The organism is Cellulomonas pasadenensis (assembly GCF_047229365.1).
In the GTDB taxonomy this organism is placed as follows: domain Bacteria; phylum Actinomycetota; class Actinomycetes; order Actinomycetales; family Cellulomonadaceae; genus Cellulomonas.
In genome coordinates this window covers 1-22,356 of sequence record NZ_JBFTEP010000032.1, presented here as the reverse complement: position 1 = coordinate 22,356, position 22,356 = coordinate 1, and the positions used below count along the sequence as shown (strand labels likewise).

At 76.0% G+C, this 22,356-nt stretch carries 22 protein-coding genes; 3 read left to right on the top strand and 19 right to left on the bottom strand.

Annotation, left to right across the window (positions count from 1 at the left end):
* Window positions 1–31 precede the first annotated feature (31 nt).
* From AB6N23_RS06780 to AB6N23_RS06740, 9 genes are all read right to left on the bottom strand, one after another.
* Window positions 32–397, bottom strand: coding sequence for a metal-sulfur cluster assembly factor (locus tag AB6N23_RS06780; RefSeq protein ID WP_412865331.1), 366 nt, complete (start codon window positions 395–397; stop codon window positions 32–34).
* Window positions 394–882, bottom strand: coding sequence for a Fe-S cluster assembly sulfur transfer protein SufU (gene sufU, locus AB6N23_RS06775; protein ID WP_412865330.1), 489 nt, complete (start codon window positions 880–882; stop codon window positions 394–396). Before sufU ends, AB6N23_RS06780 begins: the two co-directional genes overlap by 4 nt.
* On the bottom strand, window positions 882–2,201 hold the full coding sequence (locus AB6N23_RS06770; RefSeq protein WP_412865329.1) for a cysteine desulfurase: 1,320 nt from the start codon (window positions 2,199–2,201) through the stop codon (window positions 882–884). Before AB6N23_RS06770 ends, sufU begins: the two co-directional genes overlap by 1 nt.
* 118 nt (window positions 2,202–2,319) lie before the next feature.
* Window positions 2,320–3,081 (bottom strand): Fe-S cluster assembly ATPase SufC, encoded by a 762-nt coding sequence (gene sufC / locus AB6N23_RS06765; protein ID WP_412865328.1) that lies wholly within the window; start codon window positions 3,079–3,081, stop codon window positions 2,320–2,322.
* 20 nt (window positions 3,082–3,101) lie between these two features.
* Window positions 3,102–3,434 (bottom strand): non-heme iron oxygenase ferredoxin subunit, encoded by a 333-nt coding sequence (locus tag AB6N23_RS06760; RefSeq protein WP_378201678.1) that lies wholly within the window; start codon window positions 3,432–3,434, stop codon window positions 3,102–3,104.
* A complete protein-coding gene (gene sufD, locus AB6N23_RS06755; RefSeq protein WP_412865327.1) occupies window positions 3,431–4,726 on the bottom strand; it encodes a Fe-S cluster assembly protein SufD in 1,296 nt (431 codons plus the stop codon). Before sufD ends, AB6N23_RS06760 begins: the two co-directional genes overlap by 4 nt.
* On the bottom strand, window positions 4,726–6,183 hold the full coding sequence (gene sufB / locus AB6N23_RS06750) for a Fe-S cluster assembly protein SufB (RefSeq protein ID WP_412865326.1): 1,458 nt from the start codon (window positions 6,181–6,183) through the stop codon (window positions 4,726–4,728). The genes sufD and sufB overlap by 1 nt, the downstream gene beginning before the upstream one ends.
* Before the next feature lie 71 nt (window positions 6,184–6,254).
* Window positions 6,255–7,034 carry a helix-turn-helix transcriptional regulator gene (locus AB6N23_RS06745; protein WP_412865325.1) on the bottom strand — a complete coding sequence of 260 codons (780 nt, stop codon included), beginning with the start codon at window positions 7,032–7,034 and terminating at the stop codon, window positions 6,255–6,257.
* A gap of 165 nt (window positions 7,035–7,199) precedes the next feature.
* Window positions 7,200–7,802, bottom strand: a complete 603-nt coding sequence (locus AB6N23_RS06740) for a hypothetical protein (RefSeq protein WP_412865324.1) — start codon at window positions 7,800–7,802, stop codon at window positions 7,200–7,202.
* A 211-nt stretch (window positions 7,803–8,013) separates the two neighbouring features.
* Between AB6N23_RS06740 and AB6N23_RS06735 the strand changes: the two genes are divergently transcribed.
* The 3 genes from AB6N23_RS06735 (at window position 8,014) to AB6N23_RS06725 (ending at window position 10,962) form a co-directional block, all read left to right on the top strand.
* The gene (locus AB6N23_RS06735; RefSeq protein WP_412865323.1) at window positions 8,014–8,973 is read left to right on the top strand and encodes an ABC transporter ATP-binding protein; all 960 of its coding nucleotides are present in this window, start codon (window positions 8,014–8,016) and stop codon (window positions 8,971–8,973) included.
* Window positions 8,970–9,755 carry an ABC transporter permease gene (locus AB6N23_RS06730; RefSeq protein WP_412865322.1) on the top strand — a complete coding sequence of 262 codons (786 nt, stop codon included), beginning with the start codon at window positions 8,970–8,972 and terminating at the stop codon, window positions 9,753–9,755. The genes AB6N23_RS06735 and AB6N23_RS06730 overlap by 4 nt, the downstream gene beginning before the upstream one ends.
* Before the next feature lie 133 nt (window positions 9,756–9,888).
* Entirely contained in the window at window positions 9,889–10,962 is a 1,074-nt protein-coding gene (locus tag AB6N23_RS06725) for a COX15/CtaA family protein (protein ID WP_412865321.1), read from the top strand.
* Between the two features lie 141 nt (window positions 10,963–11,103).
* Here the strand turns inward: AB6N23_RS06725 and AB6N23_RS06720 are convergent, their stop codons facing one another.
* The 10 genes from AB6N23_RS06720 to AB6N23_RS06675 all read right to left on the bottom strand — a co-directional run bounded on the left by AB6N23_RS06720 (window position 11,104) and on the right by AB6N23_RS06675 (window position 22,267).
* Window positions 11,104–11,724: an NUDIX domain-containing protein gene (locus AB6N23_RS06720; RefSeq protein WP_412865320.1), complete on the bottom strand. Its 621-nt coding sequence runs from the start codon at window positions 11,722–11,724 to the stop codon at window positions 11,104–11,106.
* Entirely contained in the window at window positions 11,721–13,388 is a 1,668-nt protein-coding gene (gene pyrG / locus AB6N23_RS06715; RefSeq protein WP_412865319.1) for a CTP synthase, read from the bottom strand. Before pyrG ends, AB6N23_RS06720 begins: the two co-directional genes overlap by 4 nt.
* Before the next feature lie 93 nt (window positions 13,389–13,481).
* Entirely contained in the window at window positions 13,482–15,173 is a 1,692-nt protein-coding gene (gene murJ / locus AB6N23_RS06710) for a murein biosynthesis integral membrane protein MurJ (RefSeq protein WP_412865318.1), read from the bottom strand.
* Window positions 15,170–16,081, bottom strand: a complete 912-nt coding sequence (locus AB6N23_RS06705; protein WP_412865317.1) for a hypothetical protein — start codon at window positions 16,079–16,081, stop codon at window positions 15,170–15,172. The genes murJ and AB6N23_RS06705 overlap by 4 nt, the downstream gene beginning before the upstream one ends.
* Window positions 16,078–17,133 carry a copper transporter gene (locus AB6N23_RS06700; RefSeq protein ID WP_412865316.1) on the bottom strand — a complete coding sequence of 352 codons (1,056 nt, stop codon included), beginning with the start codon at window positions 17,131–17,133 and terminating at the stop codon, window positions 16,078–16,080. Before AB6N23_RS06700 ends, AB6N23_RS06705 begins: the two co-directional genes overlap by 4 nt.
* A gap of 154 nt (window positions 17,134–17,287) precedes the next feature.
* Window positions 17,288–18,475 (bottom strand): putative cytokinetic ring protein SteA, encoded by a 1,188-nt coding sequence (gene steA, locus AB6N23_RS06695; RefSeq protein WP_378201717.1) that lies wholly within the window; start codon window positions 18,473–18,475, stop codon window positions 17,288–17,290.
* Window positions 18,476–18,481: 6 nt separating this feature from the next.
* The gene (gene recN / locus AB6N23_RS06690) at window positions 18,482–20,218 is read right to left on the bottom strand and encodes a DNA repair protein RecN (protein ID WP_412865315.1); all 1,737 of its coding nucleotides are present in this window, start codon (window positions 20,216–20,218) and stop codon (window positions 18,482–18,484) included.
* Complete coding sequence (locus AB6N23_RS06685; RefSeq protein WP_412865314.1) at window positions 20,215–21,078, bottom strand: NAD kinase; 864 nt, start codon at window positions 21,076–21,078, stop codon at window positions 20,215–20,217. The genes recN and AB6N23_RS06685 overlap by 4 nt, the downstream gene beginning before the upstream one ends.
* The gene (locus AB6N23_RS06680; protein ID WP_412865313.1) at window positions 21,075–21,956 is read right to left on the bottom strand and encodes a TlyA family RNA methyltransferase; all 882 of its coding nucleotides are present in this window, start codon (window positions 21,954–21,956) and stop codon (window positions 21,075–21,077) included. Before AB6N23_RS06680 ends, AB6N23_RS06685 begins: the two co-directional genes overlap by 4 nt.
* On the bottom strand, window positions 21,953–22,267 hold the full coding sequence (locus tag AB6N23_RS06675; protein WP_412865312.1) for a hypothetical protein: 315 nt from the start codon (window positions 22,265–22,267) through the stop codon (window positions 21,953–21,955). The genes AB6N23_RS06680 and AB6N23_RS06675 overlap by 4 nt, the downstream gene beginning before the upstream one ends.
* Window positions 22,268–22,356 lie beyond the last annotated feature (89 nt).

The window sequence follows — 22,356 nt, the reverse complement described above, 5'->3', positions numbered from 1 at the left end:
GGCCGTCGTGCCGTGCTCCTACGGCGGTGCGTCAGATGTTGAAGCCGAGGGCCCGCATCTGCTCGCGTCCGTCGTCGGTGATCTTCTCGGGGCCCCACGGCGGCATCCACACCCAGTTGATGCGGAAGCCGTCGACGAGCCCGTCCAGCGCCTGCGCCGACTGGTCCTCGATGACGTCGGTCAGCGGGCACGCCGCGGACGTGAGCGTCATGTCGATGACGGCGGTGCTGCCCTCGAGCGCGATGCCGTAGACGAGGCCGAGGTCGACGACGTTGATGCCGAGCTCGGGGTCGATGACGTCGCGCAGGGCCTCCTCGAGGTCGGCGACGTTGGCCGGGGCGGCAGCGGGCGCGGGGACCGCGGCGGGTGCCGGCGTGGTGGTCTCTTCGGTGGTCATGCGTCCTCCCGGGCGCGTGCGCCGGACGTGATGAGGGCGTCGGACAGGGCGGTCCACCCCAGCAGCGCGCACTTCACGCGTGCCGAGAACCGCCCGACGCCCGTGAAGGCGGTGGCGTCGCCGAGGAGGTCCTCGGCGTGCTCGTCGTCCAGACCGGCGCCCTTGGACTGCATGAGCGCGCGGAACGTGGCGGCGAGCTCGTCGACGCCCGTGAGGTCCTGGTCGACGACGAGGTCGTGCAGCACGGAGACGGAGGCCTGCGAGATGCTGCAGCCCTGCCCCTCCCAGCGCACGTCGCGCACGACGCCCGTGTCGTCGAGGTCGACCTGCAGGGTCACCTCGTCACCGCAGGTGGGGTTCACCTGGTGCGACTCCCCCGTGCGGGCCGCGGCCTCGACCGCGTCGCCGAGGCCCCGCCCGTGCGGGTACTTCGCGTGGTCCAGGATGACCTGCTGGTACAGCTGCTCCATCGATCCGGTGCTCATCACGCTCCCTCCGCACCGAAGAACGCCCGGACCCCCGCCAGTGCTTCCCGGAACGCGGCGACGTCCTCGGCGGTCGTGTAGACGCCCGCCGACGCGCGGGTCGTGGCCGCGACGCCGAAGCGCCGGTGCAGCGGCTGCGCGCAGTGGTGGCCGACGCGGACGGCGACGCCCGCGTCGTCGAGCACCTGCCCGACGTCGTGCGCGTGCACGCCGTCGACGACGAACGCGACGTTGGCGAGCCGGTCGGTCGTGTCCGTCGGGCCGATCACCCGCACGCCGGGGACGGACGCGACGGCGTCGAGCAGCAGCCCTGCCATCTCGGTCTCGTGCGCGTGCACCGCGTCCATGCCGAGCTCGCCCAGGTACTGCGCGGCGGCACCGAGGGCGACGGCCTGCGACACCATCTGCGTGCCGGCCTCGAACCGCTGGGGCGGCGGCGCGTACGTCGTCCGCTCCATCGTCACGACCTCGACCATCGACCCGCCGGTGGTCACGGGCGGCATCGCCTCGAGCAGCTCGCGCCGCCCGTACAGCGCGCCGACGCCCGTCGGCCCGTACATCTTGTGCCCGGAGAACGCGGCGAAGTCCACCCCCAGCGCGGCGAGGTCGACACCGAGGTGCGGCACCGACTGGCACGCGTCGAGCACCGTCAGCGCCCCGACCTCGCGGGCCCGGGCGACGAACCGGTCCACCGGGGTCACGGCGCCCGTCACGTTCGACGCGTGCGAGAACGCCAGCACGCGTGTGCGCTCGGTCACGACCGTGTCGAGGTCCTCGAGCCGCAGCCGCCCGTCGTCGGTCACACCGATCCAGCGCAGCGTCGCACCGGTGCGGGCCGCGAGCTCCTGCCACGGGACGAGGTTCGCGTGGTGCTCGAGCTCGGTGACGACGATCTCGTCGCCGGGGCCGAGCGCGAACCGCCGCGCCGCCTCGCCGCCGCGCCCGAGCGTCGCGTTCGACATCGCGTAGGCGACGAGGTTGAGGGCGGCCGTCGCGTTCGACGTCCACACGATCTCGCCGGGCGTGGCCCCGACGAAGCCGGCGACGCGCGCGCGGGCATCCTCGAACGCCTCGGTGGCCTCCTCGGCGAGCTGGTGGGCGCCGCGGTGCACGGCGGCGTTGCGCTGCAGGTAGAAGTCCTGCTCCGCGTCGAGGACGACGTCGGGCTTCTGGGACGTCGCGCCGGAGTCCAGGTACACCAGCGGACGCCCGTCGCGGAGCGTGCGCGCGAGCAGCGGGAAGTCGGCGCGGACCGCGGCGAGCTCCGCCGCGGACAGCCGGCCGGCGGGTGCGGCGACCGGCTCGAGCGTGCTGGTCATGGGGTGTCCTCCCGGACGGCGGGACGTGGGCGGCCGGCGACCGGCCGCGGGACCGCACCGCTGGTGCGGGTCGTGCGGCGCCGGGACGCGGTGTGCACCGCGTCCCGGCACCGGGTGCTCACGCCTGCGCGGACGTGAGGAAGCGGTCGTAGCCCTCGTTCTCGAGGCGGTCGGCGAGCTCCGGGCCGCCCTGCTCGGCGATCCGGCCGTCGACGAAGACGTGCACGAAGTCGGGCTTGATGTAGCGCAGGATGCGCGTGTAGTGCGTGATCAGCAGCATGCCGACGTCGGTCGTCTCGCGGACGCGGTTGACGCCCTCCGACACGATCCGCAGCGCGTCGACGTCGAGGCCCGAGTCGGTCTCGTCGAGGATTGCGATGCGCGGCTTGAGCAGCTCCATCTGGAGGATCTCGTGGCGCTTCTTCTCGCCGCCCGAGAAGCCCTCGTTGACCGAGCGCTCGGCGAACGTGGCGTCCATGCGCAGCGCGTCCATGGCGCCGCGCACGTCCTTGACCCACGTGCGCAGCGGCGGGGCCTCGCCGTCGATCGCCGTCTTGGCGGTGCGCAGGAAGTTCGACACCGACACGCCCGGCACCTCGACGGGGTACTGCATCGCGAGGAACATGCCCGCGCGGGCACGCTCGTCGACGCTCATCTCGAGCACGTCCTCGCCGTCCAGCAGGACGGTGCCGGAGGTGATCTGGTACTTCGGGTGGCCGGCGAGCGAGTACGCCAGCGTGGACTTGCCGGACCCGTTCGGGCCCATGATCGCGTGGGTCTCGCCGCTGTTCACGGTGAGGTCGACGCCGCGCAGGATGGGCTTGGCGCCCTCCTTCGTCTCGACGCTGACGTGCAGGTCGCGGATCTCCAGGGTGGACATCGCAGGGACTCCTCGGGGGTTCAGAGCGGGGCGTCGACGTCGACGAGCACTCGCTCGCCGTCGACGGTCACGGGGTAGACGGGGACGGGGCGGACGGCCGGCGGCGACAGCGGCTTGCCGCTGCGCAGGTCGAAGCGCGACCCGTGCAGCCAGCACTCGACCGTGCAGTCCTCGACCTCGCCCTCGGAGAGGGAGACGGCGCCGTGCGAGCACACGTCGCTGATGGCGTGCCACTCGCCGGACTCGTCGCGCACGACGGCGACCTCGACGGGTCCCGCCTCGCCCTCGAGCTCGACGCGCAGCGTGCCGGCGACGGGCACGTCGGCGGTGTAGCAGGCGAGCTGGGCGCTCATGCGCGCTCCGCGGGGGCGACCGCCTCGGACTCCTCGACCCGCGGCGTGCCGAGGATCTCGCTCATCGACTTCTCGAGCTCGGCCTCGATCGACGCGATGAGGCGCTCCTCGACCTCCGGCACGCCGATCTCGTGGATGAGCTCGGCGAAGAAGCCGCGCACGACGAGGCGACGCGCGTCCGCCTCGGGGATGCCCCGGGCGCGCAGGTAGAACAGCTGCTCGTCGTCGAACCGGCCGGTCGCGCTCGCGTGGCCGGCGCCCTCGATGACGCCCGTCTCGATCTCGAGGTTCGGCACCGAGTCCGCGCGCGCGCCGTCTGTGAGGACGAGGTTGCGGTTGAGCTCGTAGGTGTCCGTGCCCTCGGCGGCCGCGCGGATGAGCACGTCGCCCACCCACACGGTGTGCGCGCCGGCGCCCTGCAGCGCGCCCTTGTACGTCACGCGCGACACGCAGCTGGGCACCGCGTGGTCGACGAACAGGCGGTGCTCCTGGTGCTGGTCGGCGTCCGCGAAGTACGCACCGAGCATCGTGACCGACGCGCCCTCGCCGACGAACTCGGCGTCCGGCGTGACGCGCACGACGTCGCCGCCGAGCGTGACGACGATGTGCTTGACCGACGCGTCGCGGCCGATCCGCAGGCGGTGGCTCGAGGTGTGGACCGTGCCCTCGGACCAGTCCTGCACCGACACGACCGTGAGGTGCGCGCCGTCCTCCGCGACGATCTCGACCGTCTCGGTGAGGTTCGCGTGCCCGACGTGGTCGACGACGACGACGCCCTGCGAGAGCGGCTCGGCGTGCACCAGCAGGTGCGTGGCCGTCGGCTCCTCGGCGACCTCGCCCGTCGCGGCGCCCTCGACGACGATCGACGTCACCTTGGTCGACACCGACTCGCGCGGCAGCGTGAGGACGGTCGCGCGCTCGAACGACGCCCACGCGGCCGCCGCGGCCCGGTCGCCGGGCCTGCCGGCCCGGCCCAGGCGCGCGTCGTCGCGGTCGACGATCTCGACCCGCGCCTCGGGCGACTCGACGACGGTCGTGAGGACGCCGTGGCCGGACAGGACGCCGTCGGTCGCGGCGCCGAACAGCGGCGCGATCCGGTCGACGGGCGCGAACCGCCACTCCTCCTCGCGGCCAGTGGGGACCGGGAAGTCCGCGACGTCGAAGCTCGTCCTGCGCGCGGCGCGGGACGACTCCGGCACGGTGCCGACGCCGTGGGTGTGGGCACCGTCCGCGACGGCGCGCGAGTGGTCGGTCGAGAGGCCGGTGGCGCCCTCGTTGGTGGTGGTCGTCATCAGCCGACGGATCCTTCCATCTGCAGCTCGATGAGGCGGTTGAGCTCGAGCGCGTACTCCATGGGCAGCTCGCGCGCGATGGGCTCGACGAACCCGCGCACGATCATGGCCATCGCCTCGGTCTCCGCCATGCCCCGGGACATCAGGTAGAACAGCTGGTCCTCGCTGACGCGCGAGACCGTCGCCTCGTGACCCATCGACACGTCGTCCTCGCGGACGTCGACGTACGGGTAGGTGTCCGAGCGCGAGATCTGGTCGACCAGCAGGGCGTCGCAGAGCACGTTGGACGCGGAGTGCGAGGCGCCCTCGAGGATCTGCACGAGCCCGCGGTACGAGGTGCGGCCACCGCCGCGCGCGACCGACTTCGAGACGATCGAGCTCGACGTGTGCGGCGCGGCGTGGACCATCTTCGAGCCGGCGTCCTGGTGCTGGCCCTCGCCGGCGAACGCGATCGACAGCGTCTCGCCGCGCGCGTGCTCGCCCATGAGGTAGATGGCCGGGTACTTCATCGTGACCTTGGAGCCGATGTTGCCGTCGACCCACTCCATCGTCCCGCCCTCGGCGACCGTGGCGCGCTTGGTCACGAGGTTGTAGACGTTGTTCGACCAGTTCTGGATCGTCGTGTAGCGCACGCGGGCGTTCTTCTTCACGACGATCTCGACGACGGCCGAGTGCAGCGAGTCGGACTGGTAGATCGGGGCCGTGCAGCCCTCGACGTAGTGCACGTACGAGCCCTCGTCCGCGATGATCAGCGTCCGCTCGAACTGGCCCATGTTCTCCGTGTTGATGCGGAAGTAGGCCTGCAGCGGGATCTCGACGTGCACGCCCGGCGGCACGTAGACGAACGAGCCGCCCGACCACGTGGCGGTGTTGAGCGACGCGAACTTGTTGTCGCCCGGGGGGATCACCGAGCCGAAGTACTGCTCGAAGATCTCCGGGTGCTCGCGCAGGCCCGTGTCGGTGTCGAGGAAGATGACGCCCTGCTCCTCGAGCGACTCCTGGATCTGGTGGTACACGACCTCGGACTCGTACTGCGCGGCGACGCCCGCGACGAGGCGCTGCTTCTCCGCCTCCGGGATGCCGAGCCGGTCGTACGTGTTCTTGATGTCCTCGGGCAGGTCCTCCCAGCTGGTGGCCTGCTTCTCCGTGGACCGCACGAAGTACTTGATGTTGTCGAAGTCGATGCCCGACAGGTCCGCGCCCCACCAGGGCATCGGCTTCTTGTCGAACATGCGCAGCGCCTTCAGGCGCGTCCTCAGCATCCACTCGGGCTCGTTCTTGAGCCGCGAGATGTCGCGCACGACCTCTTCGGAGAGGCCGCGGCGCGCGCTCGCGCCCGCGACGTCCGGGTCGTGCCAGCCGTAGGTGTAGTTGCCGAGGGAGGCGATGGCCTCGTCCTGGCTCAGCGGCTCGGTGGCCGCCGGCCGGGTGGCCGTCTCGTCCGTGGGTGCGCTCATGGTGTCGGTCCTTCCGTCGAGTGCACGTGCGGGGTCAAGGGTGGGGTTCGGGGCGGGTGCGGCGGCCGGGGTCACGGGCCGCCGCTCGGGGGTCTGCGGGTCGGGACGCTCGTGGTGCACACGTGCCCGCCGGAGGTCAGGGTGGACAGCCGCTGGACGTGCACGCCCAGCAGCCGGCCGAACGCGCGGGTCTCGGCCTCGCACAGCTGGGGGAACTCGGCGGCCACCTCCTGCACGGGGCAGTGGCCCTGGCAGAGCTGCAGCGCACCGGTGCCGGGCACCGGCCGGGCGGACGCCGCGTAGCCGTCGCGCGCGAGGGCGTCGGCGAGGGCGTGCGTGCGTGCCGTGACGTCGTCGCCCGCGGCCGCGACCGCCTCGGCGTGGCGCGTCTCGAGCTCGCGGACCCGCTGCTCGGCGAAGCGCTCGACGGCCTCGGGCCCGGCGGCGTCCGCCAGGAACCGCAGCGCGTCGGCGGCGATCTCGGCGTAGCGCTGCGACAGCGTGCCCTGGCCGTGGCCGGTGACGACGTAGCGACGGGCGGGGCGTCCGCGGCCGCGGGCACCGCCGGGGCCGACGTGCACGGTGACCTGGCCGGCCTGCTCGAGGGCGGCGAGGTGGCGCCGGACGCCGGCCGCGGCGAGGTCGAGCGCCGTGGCGACGTCGGCCGCGCTGACCGGTCCGTCCGTGGCGACGATCTGCAGGACGCGGCGGCGCGTGCCCGCGTCGTGGTCGGCGGCGTCGGGGACCGGCGCGAGGACGGCGTGGGCGGGCGCCGGGGCCGCGGTGGGCACCGGGGCCGCGGTGGGCACGGCGGCGGGCGCGGGAGCGGCGACGGGCAGCAGGCTGCGCACTGCTCACCTCCGCGGGTCTCGACCGGTGCGCCCGGGCGTCGGTGACGCGTGGGCGGGGCGTGCCCACGTCGAGGACGCAGGCTCCTGATATCGGCAACATCCTTGTTGCCGAAATCCATCCCTGCAAGCAAGGACACCCTTGGTGAGCCGTGCCTCACACCGGCCTCACACCCCGCTGCGCACCGTCCCCGCCTGCCGCCGACGCGCGGCCTCGAGCGCCTGCCGGCTCGACGCGACCTGGTCCGCCGGTGCCTGCTCGCGCTGCCGGCGCTCGAGCGCCGCCCCGAACAGGACCGCCGCCTCCGCGTAGCGGCCCTCGTCGTACCGGACCTTGCCCTGGTGCTGGTCGGCGAACCCGAGCACGGCCGCGCAGTCGCGCCGCGCCGCCTCGTCGCCGAGCGCCACCGCGTCCGCGGCCGTCGCCACCGCCGCGCGCCGGACCGCGTCGACGACCGCGTCGGCGTCGGCGTGCCGACGCTGCCAGTGCAGCACGTGCGCGAGCCGCAGCATCGGCCGGTACGCCGCGGGCCGCAGCGCCTGCGCCGCACCGGGCAGCGCGGCGGGCGACGCGGGACCGCCGTGCCGCACGACGTCGGCCCACGCGAGCGTCTCGGCCGACCCGAGCGCCCCGAGGATCCGCAGCCACGCGACCCGCTCGCCGTCGGCGTCCGCGCCCCGGGCCTCGAGCGCCTCGACGTGGGCCCAGACGGCCGTCACGTCGCCGGGCACCTCCCGCAGCGAGTCGGGGTCGATGCGGTACGTGGGCACGGGCTCTCCCGTCGTCGTCGGCTGGGGGGACGGCGCCCGCGGACGCCGCCGCGTCACCCTAGAGGGCACGGAAGTCGCCCCGCGCGCATCGTCCATCTGGGGACATCCCGGACCCGTGCGAGGGCGCCGGACGACACCGGTGTGCGCCCGGCGAAGCCGGGGCGCACACCCCGCCGTCCCGGGGCCGCCCGACGACCTAGACTCGCCCACCGTGCCGCACTCCCCCGCCGTCGAGGTCCGCGGGCTCGTCAAGAGCTACGACGGCCGCACCGTGGTCGACGGCCTCGACCTGACCGCCGAGGCCGGGCGCGTCACCGCCGTCCTCGGGCCCAACGGCGCGGGCAAGACCACGACGGTCGAGTGCTGCGAGGGGCTGCGCTCCCCCGACGCGGGCCGCGTGCGCGTGCTCGGCCTCGACCCCGTCGCGGACGGCGCCGCGCTGCGGCCCCGCGTCGGCGTGATGCTGCAGGACGGCGGCCTGCCGTCGGGCGTGCGCGCGCGCGAGGTCCTCGACCACGTGGCGCGCATGTACGCGCACCCGGCGAGCACCGACGTGCTCGCCGAGCGGCTCGGCCTCGGCGCGTTCGCCCGGACGACGGTGCGCCGCCTGTCCGGCGGCCAGCGGCAGCGCCTGGCCCTCGCGGTCGCCGTCGTGGGGCGCCCGCGGGTCGTGTTCCTCGACGAGCCGAGCGCCGGGATGGACCCGCAGGCGCGGCTCGCGGTGTGGGAGCTCGTGCGCGAGCTCCGCGACGAGGGCGTGGCGGTGATCCTCACGACGCACCTCATGGAGGAGGCGGAGGACCTCGCGGACCACGTCGTCGTCGTCGACCACGGCCGCGTGCTCGCCGAGGGCACGGTCGCGGACCTGCTGGCCGGCGCCCGCGCGGACGGCGCGGCGCCCGGCGCGCAGGACGACCCGCGGACGACGCTCGTCGTGCGGACCGAGCGCCCCGTCGACGCCGCGGACCTGCGCCGGGCGCTCGGCGACGCCCTCGCGGTGGAGCAGCGGTCGGCGACGTCCCTCGCCGTGACCGGCGCCGTCGGGCCGCGGACGCTCGCCGACGTCACGGCGTGGCTGGCGGCGCACGACGTCCTCGCCACGCGCCTCGACCTCGGGCGCCGCACGCTCGAGGACGTCTTCCTCGACCTGACGGGACGGACCCTGCGATGACCGACCCCACGGCCGCGCCCGCGCCCGAGGTCGGCGGCCTCGCCGCGCCCCCCGCGCGTCGCGTGCTCGCGCAGGCCGGGCTCGAGACCCGGACGATCCTGCGCAACGGCGAGCAGCTGCTCGTGACCGTCGTCATCCCGGTGCTGGCCCTGGTCGGCCTCGTGCAGGGCACGTTCGTCGAGATCGACACGGCCGGTGCGTCGCGCGTCGACTTCCTCACCCCCGGGCTGCTCGCGCTCGCCGTGATGACGGCGTCCTTCACGTCGCAGGCCATCGCGACGGCGTTCGACCGCCGCAACGGCGTGCTGCGGCTCATGGCCACGACGCCGCTCGGGCGCGGCGGCCTGCTCGCCGGCAAGGTGCTGGGCGTCCTCGCGGTCGAGCTCGTGCAGGTCGTGCTCATCGGAGCCGTGGCGGCCCTGCTCGGCTGGCGGCCGGACCCCGGGGGCGTCGCGCTCGCGCTCGTCGGGCTGGTGCTCGGCACCGGGGCGTTCACGGCGCTCGCGCTCGTCGTCGCGGGGACGCTGCGGGCCGAGGCCGTGCTCGCGCTCGCGAACCTGCTCCTGCTCGTGCTGGCCCTCGGCGGCGGGGTCGTCGTGCCGGCGGCCGACCTGCCCGCACCGGTCGCCGCCGTCGCGGTCTGGCTGCCGTCGGGCGCGCTCGGCGACGTCCTGCGGGGGACGCTCGTGGACGGCACGCTGCCGCTCGTGCCCGCGCTGGTGCTCGCGGCGTGGACCGTCGTCCTCGGCGCGCTGGCCGCGCGCGTGTTCCGCTGGCACTGACCGCCGTCCGGTGCGCCCCGCCCGCGCCCGCGCGGTGACGGCCGCCGGCGGACGCGCACGGGGCGGCGGCCGCCGGGTGTGACGCCTGCCTCCCCGTGCCGGTGACGCGCACCGCGACGCCTACCCTGGACGCGTGAGCACGACCTCCGCCACGCCCTCCTCCGCCACGCCGCCCGTCGCGCCGCCGCCGTCCGCGCTCGCGCGCCTGCGCCCGCGCTGGACGGTCCCCGCCGTGGTCGCGAACCTCGTCGCCCAGGTGGTCATCGTCGTGACCGGCGGCGCCGTGCGGCTCACGGGCTCCGGCCTCGGCTGCTCGACGTGGCCGGAGTGCGAGCCCGGGCAGTTCGCGCCCGTGTTCCACGAGGCCATGTCCATCCACACGGCCGTGGAGTTCGGCAACCGCACCCTGACCGGCGTGCTCGTCGTCGTCGCGGCGCTCGTCGCGCTGCTCGCCGGGCTCGACCGCAGCCGCTCGCGGGCGTACCGCGCCTGGGCGTGGGTGCCGATCGTGGGCGTGGCGGTTCAGGCCGTGATCGGCGGCATCACGGTGCTCGTGCACCTGCACCCCGCGGTCGTCGGGTCGCACTTCCTCATCTCGATGGCGCTCGTCGCCGCGTCCGCGTGGCTGCTCGTGCGCACGCGCGAGGGCGACGGCGCTCCGGTCCGCGTCGCGGACCGCACGACGCGGACGCTCGCGACGGTGCTGGGCGCCGTCGGCGCGGTCGTCCTCGTGCTGGGCGTCGTCGTCACGGGCGCGGGGCCGCACTCCGGCGACGAGGAGGTCGGGTACCGGTTCGCCGTCGACCCCTACACCACCGCGCGCGTGCACGCGCTGTCCGTCTGGGTGTTCGTCGCGGTGCTCGCCGTGGTGCTGGTGCGGCTGGCCCGGGCCGGCCGGGGGGCCGCCGGCCCGACGTACGCGACGGCCGACGGCGGCACGCAGCCGGCCCGCGGCACGGCGCCCCTGGCGCCGGGCACCGCCTCCCCCGCCGGTCTCGGCCGCGCGCGGCGCGCCGGGCTCGTCCTGCTCGTCGTCACCCTGGCGCAGGGCGGCATCGGGTACGTCCAGCTGTTCACCGGCCTGCCGGTCGCGCTGGTCAACCTGCACATGCTCGGCGCCGCCGTGCTGACCGCGGCCCTCGCCCGGTTCCTCGGCACGCTCCGCGTGCGCGGTGAGGTGCCGGCAGAGGTCGCGACGCCCGCCTGACGGGCGTCCCACCGCGCGGCCGCACCCACGCCGCACGACGGGCGCGGCCGCACCGCCCCGCCGCACGCACGACGACGGCCGCTCCCCGACGCGGGGAGCGGCCGTCGTGACGTCGTGCCGGCGTCAGCCGTGGAGCACGCGTCAGCCCGCGGCACGGACCTCGGTGAGCGTCGACCAGCCGGCCGCGCGCGCGGCCGCCGCGGCGAGCACCCCCGTGACCGTCGTCGGGCAGCGCAGCCGCCCCTCGAGCACGGCGGTGACCGCGTCGTCGAGCGGCACCCACACCGGCACGATGTCGGCCTCCTCCTCGGCGCGCGCGTAGCGGCGCTCGTCCGGCACCGGACGCAGGTCCCGGGCGAGGAAGATCGTGATCCGCTCGTCGTTGCCGCCCGGGCTGCTGAAGTACTCCGCGAGGCGCCACCAGCGGCCCGCCTCGAGGTCGGCCTCCTCGGCGAGCTCGCGCGCCGCCGCGACGACGCGCTCCTCGCCGGGGACGTCGAGCAGCCCGGCCGGCGGCTCCCACAGCACGTGCCGCACGGGGTGCCGGTACTGCGACTGCAGGAGCACCCGGTCGTCGTCGTCCACGGCGAGGACCGCGACGGCGCCGGGGTGCGCGACGTACTCCCGCACCGCGGGGCCGTCACCGAGCTCGACGGTGTCCCGCAGGACGTCCCAGATGCGCCCGGCGAAGACGGTCTCGCGCGCGACGACGTCCCGCTCCTGCGCGACGTCGACGAGCTGCGCCGGGTCGGGCGCGCTCACGCGCCGGCCCGCGCCGCGAGCGCCGCACCGACGAGGCCGGCGAACAGCGGGTGCGAGCGCGTCGGGCGTGACTTGAACTCCGGGTGCGCCTGCGTCGCGACGTAGTACGGGTGCGTCTCGCGCGGCAGCTCGACGAACTCGACGAGCGAGGTGTCGGGCGACACGCCCGAGATGACGAGGCCCGCCTCCTCGAGCTTGTCGCGGTAGGCGTTGTTCACCTCGTACCGGTGCCGGTGCCGCTCCGAGACGTGCTCGCTGCCGTACGCCTCCGCGACGACCGACCCGGCGACGAGGGTCGCGTCGTACGCGCCGAGGCGCATGGTGCCGCCCAGGTCCCCCTGCCCGCCGACGATCGCGAGCTGCTCCTCCATCGTCGCGATCACGGGGTGCGGCGAGTCCGGCTCGAACTCCGTGGACGACGCCTCGTCGAGCCCGACGACGTTCCGCGCGTACTCGATGACCATGCACTGCAGGCCGAGGCAGAGGCCGAGCGTCGGGACCTTCTGCTCGCGCGCCCAGCGCAGCGCGCCGAGCTTGCCCTCGATGCCTCGGACCCCGAACCCGCCGGGCACGAGCACGGCGTCGACGCCGCCGAGCGCCTCCTGCGCGCCCTCGGGCGTCGCGCAGTCGTCGGACGTGACCCAGCGCAGCGTCACCTTGGCGTCGTGGTGGAAGCCGCCGGCGCGGAGCGCCTCGGTGACCGACAGGTAGGCGTCCGGCAGGTCGATGTACTTGCCGACGAGCGCGATCTCGACCTGGTGGGCGGGCTGGTGCACGCGGCGCAGCAGGTCCTCCCAGCCGCTCCACTCGACGTCGCGGAACGGCAGGCCGAGGCGCTGCACGACGTACGCGTCGAGGCCCTCGCTGTGCAGCACGCGCGGGATGTCGTAGATGCTCGGGGCGTCCTTGGCGGTGACGACGCCCTGCTGGTCGACGTCGCACATGAGCGCGATCTTGCGCTTCGTCGACTCGGGCACGTCGCGGTCGGCGCGCAGGACGATCGCGTCCGGCTGGATGCCGATGCTGCGCAGCTGGGCCACGGAGTGCTGCGTCGGCTTCGTCTTGAGCTCGCCGGACGGGCCGATGTACGGCACGAGCGACACGTGCAGGAAGAAGCAGTTGTCGCGGCCGAGGTCGTGACGCACCTGGCGCGCCGCCTCGAGGAACGGCAGGGACTCGATGTCGCCGACCGTGCCGCCGATCTCCGTGATGATCACGTCGACGTCGTCGCCCGCCTGGGAGCGCATGCGCGCCTTGATCTCGTCCGTGATGTGCGGGATGACCTGGACCGTGTCGCCGAGGTACTCGCCGCGGCGCTCCTTGGCGATCACCTGCGAGTACACCTGGCCGGTCGTCACGTTCGCCGAGCCGACGAGGTCGACGTCGAGGAAGCGCTCGTAGTGTCCGACGTCGAGGTCCGTCTCGGCGCCGTCCTCGGTGACGAAGACCTCGCCGTGCTGGAACGGGTTCATCGTGCCCGGGTCCACGTTGATGTACGGGTCGAGCTTCTGCATCGTGACCCGCAGGCCGCGCGAGCGGAGGAGGCGGCCGAGGCTGCTCGCCGTCAGGCCCTTGCCGAGGGAGGACGCCACGCCCCCGGTGACGAAGATGTGCCGGGTCGAGATGTCCGACCGCCCGGAGAGTCGGTACGCGCGCTCTGTCACGGGGTTCCACCCTATCGCACGGCTCCGCCGGTGCGGCCGACGCGCCGGGGCGCGCACGTCACGGTGCCGCGTCGCAGGCTGTCGGCCGCGCCGTCAGCCGACGGGCGGCACGGTGCGCGGCGCCGGGTCCGCGGGAGTGCCGTCGAGCGGGGCGGCGACACTCCCGTGGCCGCCCGCCGCCGGGCGCTCGGCACGCAGCACGCCGGTCACGGTGCCGCGGTCGAGGAGCGCCACCGCGGCACCGACGACGACCGCGGCGACCACCGCGCCGCCGGCCGCGGCACCCGTCGCCGACGCGGGCCCCTCACCCGTGAGGAGCAGGACCGTGCTGGAGACCCAGCGTCCGGCGACGGCGCCCGCGGCACCGGCCGCGAGGACGACGACGAGGGTGCGCGCGAGCCCCGCCAGCGCGCCGGCGCCCGCCGACCGACGCAGCGCCACCAGCGCGGCCACCGCGCCGACCGTCATCCCGGTCGTCACGGCGGCCCCGAGCGCGCCGAGCACCGGCGCGTCGGCGACCAGCACCAGGACCGCCGCCGTCGCCGACACCACGCCCCACCCGAGCACGTTCACGGTGACCGCGGCGCGCGCGTGCTCCAGCGCGTACAGGCAGCGCGAGACGTGGAACAGCACGCCGAGGCCCACCACCCCGGCCGCCATGGGCACGAGGGCGTCCACCATCCCGTCGGCGACGCCCGGGTTGTCGGCCAGCGCGGCGAAGACCCGGGCCACCGCCGGCCCGCCCGCGAGCACGGCGGCCGCCCCGAGGGTCGACGCGACGACGACCGCCCGCGTGGTGGTCGCCGCGAGCCGCCCGAACGCCGTGCGGTCGGCCGCCGCCGCGTGCTCGGCGACGCGCGGGAAGGTCGACGTCGCGAGCGGCACGACGAGCACCGCGTACGGCAGGAGGTAGACCTGCTGCGCGTACAGGAAGGTCGTGTTGCCCTCGCCGCCGCCGGGCGCGAACCGCGCCGCGAGCCACACCATGAGGAGCAGCGCGACCTGCTGCGCCGCGACGGACGCGACGCCCGCGAGGGCGAGCGCACGGAACCGCACGGCGTCACCGTCGGCGAACCGCAGGGTCGGCCGCACCCGCACGCCGAGCCGGCGGACGGGCACGAGCATCGGCAGGCACATCGCCGCGACGCCGGCGGTCGTGCCCCACGCCAGCACCTCCAGCGCACCGGCGCCGAGCCGTGCCGGGTCGACGCGCTCTCCCCCGGCCAGCACGCCGTAGACGCCGTAGGTGGCGATGACGACGACGGAGCTGAGCACCGGCGCGAACGCCGGCCAGAAGAATCGGCGGTGCGCCTGCAGCACGCCGTACAGCAGCACCGTGACGCCGTACAACGGGATCTGCACGGCGAACACGAGGACGAAGAAGCGCACGAGCGCGACCGTGGTCGCGTCGTCGCCACCGAAGACGGCGGCCACCGGGCCGGCGCACGCGGCGAGCAGCAGGCCGAGCGGGGTCAGCACGAGGAGCGTCCAGCCGAGCGCCGCCGACACGGTGCGGTCGACGCGCGCGCGGTCCCCGCGCGCGAGCGGCGCGGCGAGCATCGGCACCACCGCCCCGGCGAGGGCACCGCCGGCCGCCGCCTCGAACAGCACGTTGGGGAGGAGGTTCGCGGCGTTGTACGCGTCCGCGATCCGCTCGGCGCCGACGCCCCACGACTGCACGAGGAACCGGCCGAGGCCGAGGACGCGGGACAGCACGGTGACGACCGTGATCATCGCCGCGGCCCCGAGCAGGCCCTGCGCGGCGCGGCGCGCCGCGGGGCTCATGCGGCCGGGGCGCCCGGCGCCGCGTCGGCCCGCGGTGCGACGGGGGGCGCGACGGGGGGCGCGGCCGGCCGCCGGCCCCATGCGTCGAGGTCCCGCAGGACCGGTGTGCGCTCGATGACGCGCGTGAAGCTCACGCGCTCGCTCGCGACCGTGAGCGCGACCACGGCGGCGAGCGCGGCGAGCCGCACCGGCCGCGGCGCACCGAGGACCAGGGCCGTGCCGAGCGCCGCGCCGACCGCGTTCGCACCGCCGTCGCCGAGCATGTCGGCCTCGGCGAGGTCCTGCTCCACGGCTGCGCCGCCGGCGCCGAGGACGGCGGCGGCGACACCCCCGCCGGCGCCCGTCAGTGCGAGCGGCGCGGCCGCCAGACCGGCCGCCTTGAGCGCGCGCCCCGGCCGCAGGTCGAGGAGGTTGAGCAGGTTCGCCGTGCCCGCGACGAGGGCGCCCGAGGCGAGCGTGTCGGCCGCGCGCGCGACGGGGTGCGCGGCGCGCCCGCCGGCAGGTCGCACGACCGCCGCCGCGGCGAGGGCGGTGGCGCCGATGCCCAGCACCTTGAGCCCACCGGTCGTCAGGCGGCCGTGCGCGAGCGCGCCGAGATGGCCGCGCAGCCCCTTGGTGCGCGTGGTGGTGTCCTCCCGCAGGTCGTCGACCAGGCCGAAGCCGGCCGCGCCGGCGACGGCGACCCCGGCCGCCAGCGCGCCGCGGGCCGAGGGTGCGCCGACGAGGGCCCCCGCCAGCAGCCCTGCCGCGACGGCGGGCCCCTCGAGCATGCTCACGGGCTCGCCGCGGTGGTTGGTGCGGGTCCACGCGGCCGGTCCCCCGGGCGGGCTCGTGTCGAGCACGCCGCGGACGACGGCCGTCGTCAGGGCCGCGACGGCGGCGGCCGCGAGCCGACGACCCGCGGTCATCCCTCGCCCTCCGCGCCGGCGTCACCGGCGGCGCCGGCGTCCCCGTCGGCCGCGGGCGCGTCGGGCGTGGTGGGCGTGCGGTCGACGGGCGGCAGCTGCACCGCCGGCGGCAGCGGCTCGAGGTCGTCCCCGAAGCCGTAGTGGCCGTTCTCCCCCGCGATCCGGGCGGCCAGCGCGAGCGGCACGACGACCTGCCCCGTCACGTCGTCCGTGCGCGACACGGTGGTGAGGCGCTCGGCGCGGTCGGCGTCGCCGAGCACGGCCGACGTCAGCGACTCCGGGGTGCGGCGGCCGTCGGCGAGCACGGCACCGGCGGACAGCCGCTGGGAGGCGTCGACCACCGCCAGCTCCGCGTCCTGCGTCGTCGCGCCGGTGTCCGCGCTGGGCGACGGCTCGGGGTCCTGCGCGGGCGGCGCGGCGACGACCACGACGGCGTCCGCCGGTGCGGTCACGTCGCCGGCCACGGACAGCAGGGGGTTGTCCCCCGACGACAGCAGCTCGAGGAGCGTCGCCGCGTTCTCGGACACGGTGTCGGGCGCGGCGCCGTCCGCGCCGACCAGGCCCTGCACGAGTGCGTCGGCGAGCTCGGCCTCCGTGCCGGCGTCGGCCGGCGGCGGGGTCTCGAGGTACGACACGAGCGTGCCCGCCAGCGCCTGCCGGTAGGTCCGCAGGCCGGGGTCGGTCCACGCGTCGGTGAGCGTGACGGTCGCGGAGACGGACGCGCCGGCCTCGCCGAGCCGCTCGCCGATCGCCGTCACCTGCTCCTCGGGCACCTCGTCGAGGAGGACGAGCGCGACGCGGCGGTCCGGGAGCGCGCCGGCCAGCATCCGCTGGCCGGCGGCGGACACGACCGCCTCGGCCGCGGCCTCGTCGTTCTCGGCCTCGTCGAGCTGGGCGCGCAGGTCCTCCTTCTCCGCGCGCAGCTGCTCCACCTGGCCGGTGAGGGTGTCGCCGATCGTCTCCTTGAGCGGCCCGGCGCCGAGGGCGATGCCGACGGCCAGCGCGAGGAAGACGGAGATGAGGGAGACGATGTGGTACCGGAAGTCGATCACAGGGTGAGCTCTCGGTCGGTAGCGCCGGGCTGTGCGGCGCGGGGGGCGGGGGGCGTCGGGTGGCGGCGCGCGGACGCCGCGGCCGTGCGGCCGGCGGGTGCGGTGCGTGCGGGGTGCCGCGCGGGCGCGCGCACGGTGTCCGGGCGGGGCGGGGTCACGGCGACCCGCCGACGAGCGAGCCGAACCACGACACGACGTCGTCGAGGCGCGCTCCCAGCAGGCCGATGAGGGTCTGACCGGCGGCCGTGGAGGCCAGCGCGACGCCCAGGGCGAGCAGGCCGGCGAGCACGAGCAGCGTCAGCTGCACGTTGGAGATGCGGTGCTGGTAGAGCCGCGACACGCCCTTGGCGTCGACGAGCTTGCCGCCCACGCGCAGACGGGTGAGGAAGGTGCTGGCCATGCCGGCGCGGCCCTTGTCGAGGAACTCGACGAGCGTGGCGTGCGTGCCGACCGCGACGATGAGCTCGGCGCCCTTGTCGTCGGCCAGCAGCATCGCGACGTCCTCGCTGGTGCCCGTCGCCGGGAACACCACGTGCGGGACGCCGAGCTGCTCGACGCGCGCGAGGCCCGGCGCCCGGCCGTCGCGGTACGCGTGCACCACGATCTCGGCGCCGCACTGCAGCGACCGGTCGGACACGGAGTCCATGTCCCCGACGATCATGTCCGGGCGCCAGCCCGCCTCGAGGATCGCGTCCGCGCCGCCGTCCACCCCGATGAGCACCGGGCGGTACTCGCGGATGTAGGAGCGCAGCGTGACGAGGTCCTCCTTGTAGTGGTACCCGCGCACGACGATGAGCACCTGGCGGCCCTCGAGGCGCGTGTCGATGTCCGGCACGCCGACGCCGTCGAGCAGCAGGTCCCGCTCGCGCCGCAGGTAGTCCATCGTGTTGGCGGCGAAGGACTCGAGCTGCACGGAGAGCCCGGCGCGCGCCTCCTCCATCGTCGCGGCGACGGACTCGGGCGTCTGGACGACGCCCTCCGCGACGAGGGTCTCGCCGTCGAGGACGGCTCCCTCGACGACGCGCAGCGTGTGGCCCTCGGTCACGGCCATGACGTCCGCGCCGAGGTCGTCCACGAGCGGGATGCCCGCCGACACGAGGATCTCGGGGCCGAGGTTGGGGTACCGCCCGGACGTCGACGGGGACGCGTTGAGGACCGCGGCGGGCTGGCAACGCACGAGCGCCTCGGCGGAGACCCGGTCGAGGTCGAGGTGGTCGATCACCGCGACGTCGCCGGGCCGCAGCCGCTTGGTCAGGGACTTCGTACGACGGTCGACGCGTGCCGGCCCGACCACCTCACCGGTGTCGGGCTCGCTCGTACGCCTGCGCAGGGAGACTCTCATCGTGGGTCATCGTCCCACGGACTGGGCCAGCAGCTCCGCCGCGTGCGCGCGCGCCGTCTCCGAGTCGTCCTGCCCGGACAGCATGCGGGCGAGCTCGCGCACGCGGTCCTCGTCCTCCACGGTGCGCACGTCGGACTCGGTGACGACGTCGACGCCGTCCGCGACCGACTTGGTGACGACGAGGTGCTGGTCGGCGAACGCCGCGACCTGTGCCAGGTGCGTCACGACGAGGACCTGGGTGCCCGTCGCGAGCCGCGCCAGCCGGCGCCCGACCTCGGTCGCCGCGCGCCCGCCGACGCCGGCGTCCACCTCGTCGAACACGAACGTGCCGGGCGTCGACGCGCCCGAGCCCTCCGCCGTCGCGAGCGCCACCTCGAGCGCGAGCATGACGCGCGAGAGCTCGCCGCCGGAGGCGCCCTTGCCGAGCGGCCGCGCCGGCGCACCGGCGTGCGGCACGAGCAGCATCTCCACCGCGTCGGCGCCGTGGGCGGCGGGCTCGTCGGCCGGCCGGACGTCGACGACGAGGCGCGCCCCCGCCATCGCCAGCCCCGCCAGCTCCTCGCTCACGGCGTCCGCGAGCCGGCCCGCCGCACGGGTGCGAGCCGCCGTGAGCGTCGCCTGCAGGTCGCGCAGGTCCGCGTCGAGCGCGTCGCGGCGCTCCCCCAGCGCGGCGATCCGCTCCTCGCCGCCCTCGAGGTCCAGCAGCCGCGTGGACGACTCCTCCGCCCACCGCAGGACGGCGGCGACGTCCTCGCCGTACGAGCGCGTGAGGCCGGCGAGCTCGGCCCGCCGCCGCTGCACGGCGTCGAGCCGCGCGGGGTCCGCCTGGAGGTCCTGCACGTACGCCGCGAGGTCCGCGGCCACGTCCGCGAGCAGGTAGCCGGCCTCGGCGACGCGCGTCGCGAGTCCCGCCAGGGCCGGGTCGTGGGCGCCGACCTGCTCGAGGCGGCGTCGGGCGTCCTCCACGAGGAGCGTCGCCGCCGCCGTCTCGCCCGCGGTGTCGTCGTCGCCCACCAGGGCCGCGTGGGCGCCCGCCGCCGCGGCACGCAGGTCCTCGGCGTTCCCGAGCCGCTCGGCCTCGGCCGCGAGCTCCGCGTCCTCGCCCGGCTGCGGCGCGACGCGCTCGACCTCCGCCAGGCCCAGCCGGAGCAGCTCGGCCTCGCGGGCGCGCTCCTGGGCGCGCGCGACGAGGTCGTCCAGCTCCGCCTGCACGCGCGCACGCTCGGCCCAGGCCGTGCGGTGCCGGGCCAGCACGGCGGCGTGCTCCGGGCCGGCGAACGCGTCGAGGGCCGCCCGCTGGCGCGCGGGCGAGCGCAGGCGGACCTGGTCCGCCTGGCCGTGCACGGTCACGAGCTCCTCGGCGATCTCCGCCAGCACGCCCTGCGGCACGGACCGCCCCCCGAGGTGGGCGCGCGAGCGGCCCGCGGCGCCGTCGGTGCTCGCGGTGACCGTGCGGAGCACGACGAGGCTGCCGTCGTCGTCCGCCTCGGCGCCCGCCTCGCGGGCACGCTCGAGCGCCGGCGACGACACGGGGAGCACGACACGACCCTCGACCGCGGCCGCGCGGGCGCCCGTGCGGACGGTCGCCGGGTCGGCGCGACCGCCGAGCAGCAGCGACAGCGCCGTGAGCACCATCGTCTTGCCGGCACCCGTCTCCCCCGTCAGCACCGTCAGCCCCGGCCCCAGCCGCACGTGCGCGCGACCGATCACGCCGAGGTCGTCGATCCGGATCTCCTCGATCACCGTGCACCGTCCTCGCGGGCTCCCCGCCAGCCGACGACCGGCAGGTCGAACTTCTGCACCAGCCGCGTCGTGAACGGCGCCGGGTTGAGGCGCGCGAACCGCACGGGAGTGTCGCTGACGCGGACCTCGAGACGGGCGCCCCGGTCGAGCTCGAGCTGGCGGCGCCCGTCGCACGTCACGACGGCGGTCGACGACGACCGCTCGATGAGCTCGATCGCGAGCACGCTGCGCGGGCCGAGCACCAGCGGGCGCGCGAAGAGCGTGTGCGCCGCGAGCGGCACGAGCACCGTCCCGACGACGTCCGGCCAGAGAACCGGCCCGCCGGCCGAGAACGCGTGCGCGGTCGAGCCGGTCGCCGTCGCCGCGACGAGGCCGTCGCAGCCGAACGCCGACAGCGGCCGGCCGTCCACCTCGACGACGACCTCGATCATGCGCGCCGGGTCGGTCTTCTCCAGCGCCGCCTCGTTGAGCGCCCAGCCCGACTCGGTGCGGCCGTCGGCGTGCACGACCCGCACGTCGAGCGTCGCCCGCTCCTCGACGTCGTGGTCCCCCGACGTCAGCCGCGCGACCGCGGTGTCCACGTCGTCAGGCTCGATCTCGGCCAGGAACCCGACGTGGCCCAGGTTGACCCCGAGCAGCGGCACGTCCGTCCCGCGGGTCAGCTCCGCCGCGCGCAGGATCGTGCCGTCCCCGCCGAGGACGACGGCGAGCTCGACGGGCGGCAGGTCCGCCGGGGTGTCGTCCTCCGACGCGGCGACGGCCTCGACGCCCGCGCGCGCCAGCGCGCGCAGCACGTCGTCCGCGGCCGCCAGCGCCTCGGGTCGCCCGCTGTGGCGGACGACCAGCGCACGGCGCGTCACCGGGCGACCCCGGCCCGCGTCCCGGCGGACCCGCGGGCACCGCCGGCCGTGTCGCCGCCCGCCGCGTCGACAGCCGCGTCGACGAGCGCCGTCACGGTCCCGTCCTCCTGCGGCCGCGCGCCCTCGGCCGGCGCGAGGAGGCGCAGCACGAACTCGACGTTGCCGTGCGTGCCCGGCAGCGTGCTCGGCCGCACGTCGACGACGCGGGCGCCCAGCCCGCGAGCAGTCGTGCACACGTTCAGGACCGCCGCCCGCCACAGGGCGGGGTCGCGCACCACGCCGTTCGCCCCGAGCCGGTCGCGCCCGACCTCGAACTGCGGCTTCACGAGCAGCACGAGGTCGGCGGACGGCGCCGCGACCGCCAGGAGGGGCGCGAGCACGAGACGCAACGAGATGAAGGACAGGTCGCCGACGACCAGCGTGGGCGCGGGCACGACGTCACCGGCGCGCAGGTCACGGACGTTCACGCCCTCACGGACCTCGACGCGCGCGTCCGCGCGCAACGCCGGGACGATCTGGTCGTGCCCGACGTCGACGGCCACCACGTGCCCGGCCCCGCGTCGCAGCAGGACGTCCGTGAAGCCGCCGGTGCTCGCGCCCGCGTCGAGGCACGTCCGCCCCCGCACGTCGAGGTCCGGCCACACGGCGAGGGCGTCGGCCAGCTTCCGGGCCGCGCGCGACGCCCAGCCCGGGTCCGCGGGGTCGTCCGTCACGGCGAGGTCGTGGGTGGCGTCGACCACGGTCGCCGGCCGACGGGCAGGGACGCCGTCGACGCGCACGCGACCGTCGGCGACGAGCCGGGCGGCCTGGGTCCGCGACCGGGCGAGCCCGCGGCGGACGAGCTCGGCGTCGAGGCGCGCCGTCATCGTCGCGGTCATCCCTCGGCGTCCGCGAGGCGGTCCTGGAGCGCGCCGTGCACCGCCTCGAACGTCGTCAGCTGCGCGCGCAGGTCGAGCTCCGCCACGTCCCGCAGCCGGCCGAGCGCCTCGTCGACCGCGTCGTCGCCCGTCGCGATCGCGTCGTCGGGCGGGACGACCGGCCGGACGTCGGCGGGCGTCGGGGCGGCCGGCGGCCCGGGCAGCGGGGCGGAGGGGGCGCTGTGCGCGGGGGTGCCGTGCGCGGTGGCGGCGTGCGCCAGGGCGGCCGGCGAGGGGACGGCCGACGACGCGCCCGGCGTGCTGTCGCTCACGTATGGTCCTTCCCTTCGTCGACGGGTCACGGCGGCCGGCGTGACCGCGCGTGGCCCGGCACCCGTCGCGGGTGCCGGCGGACGTGCCG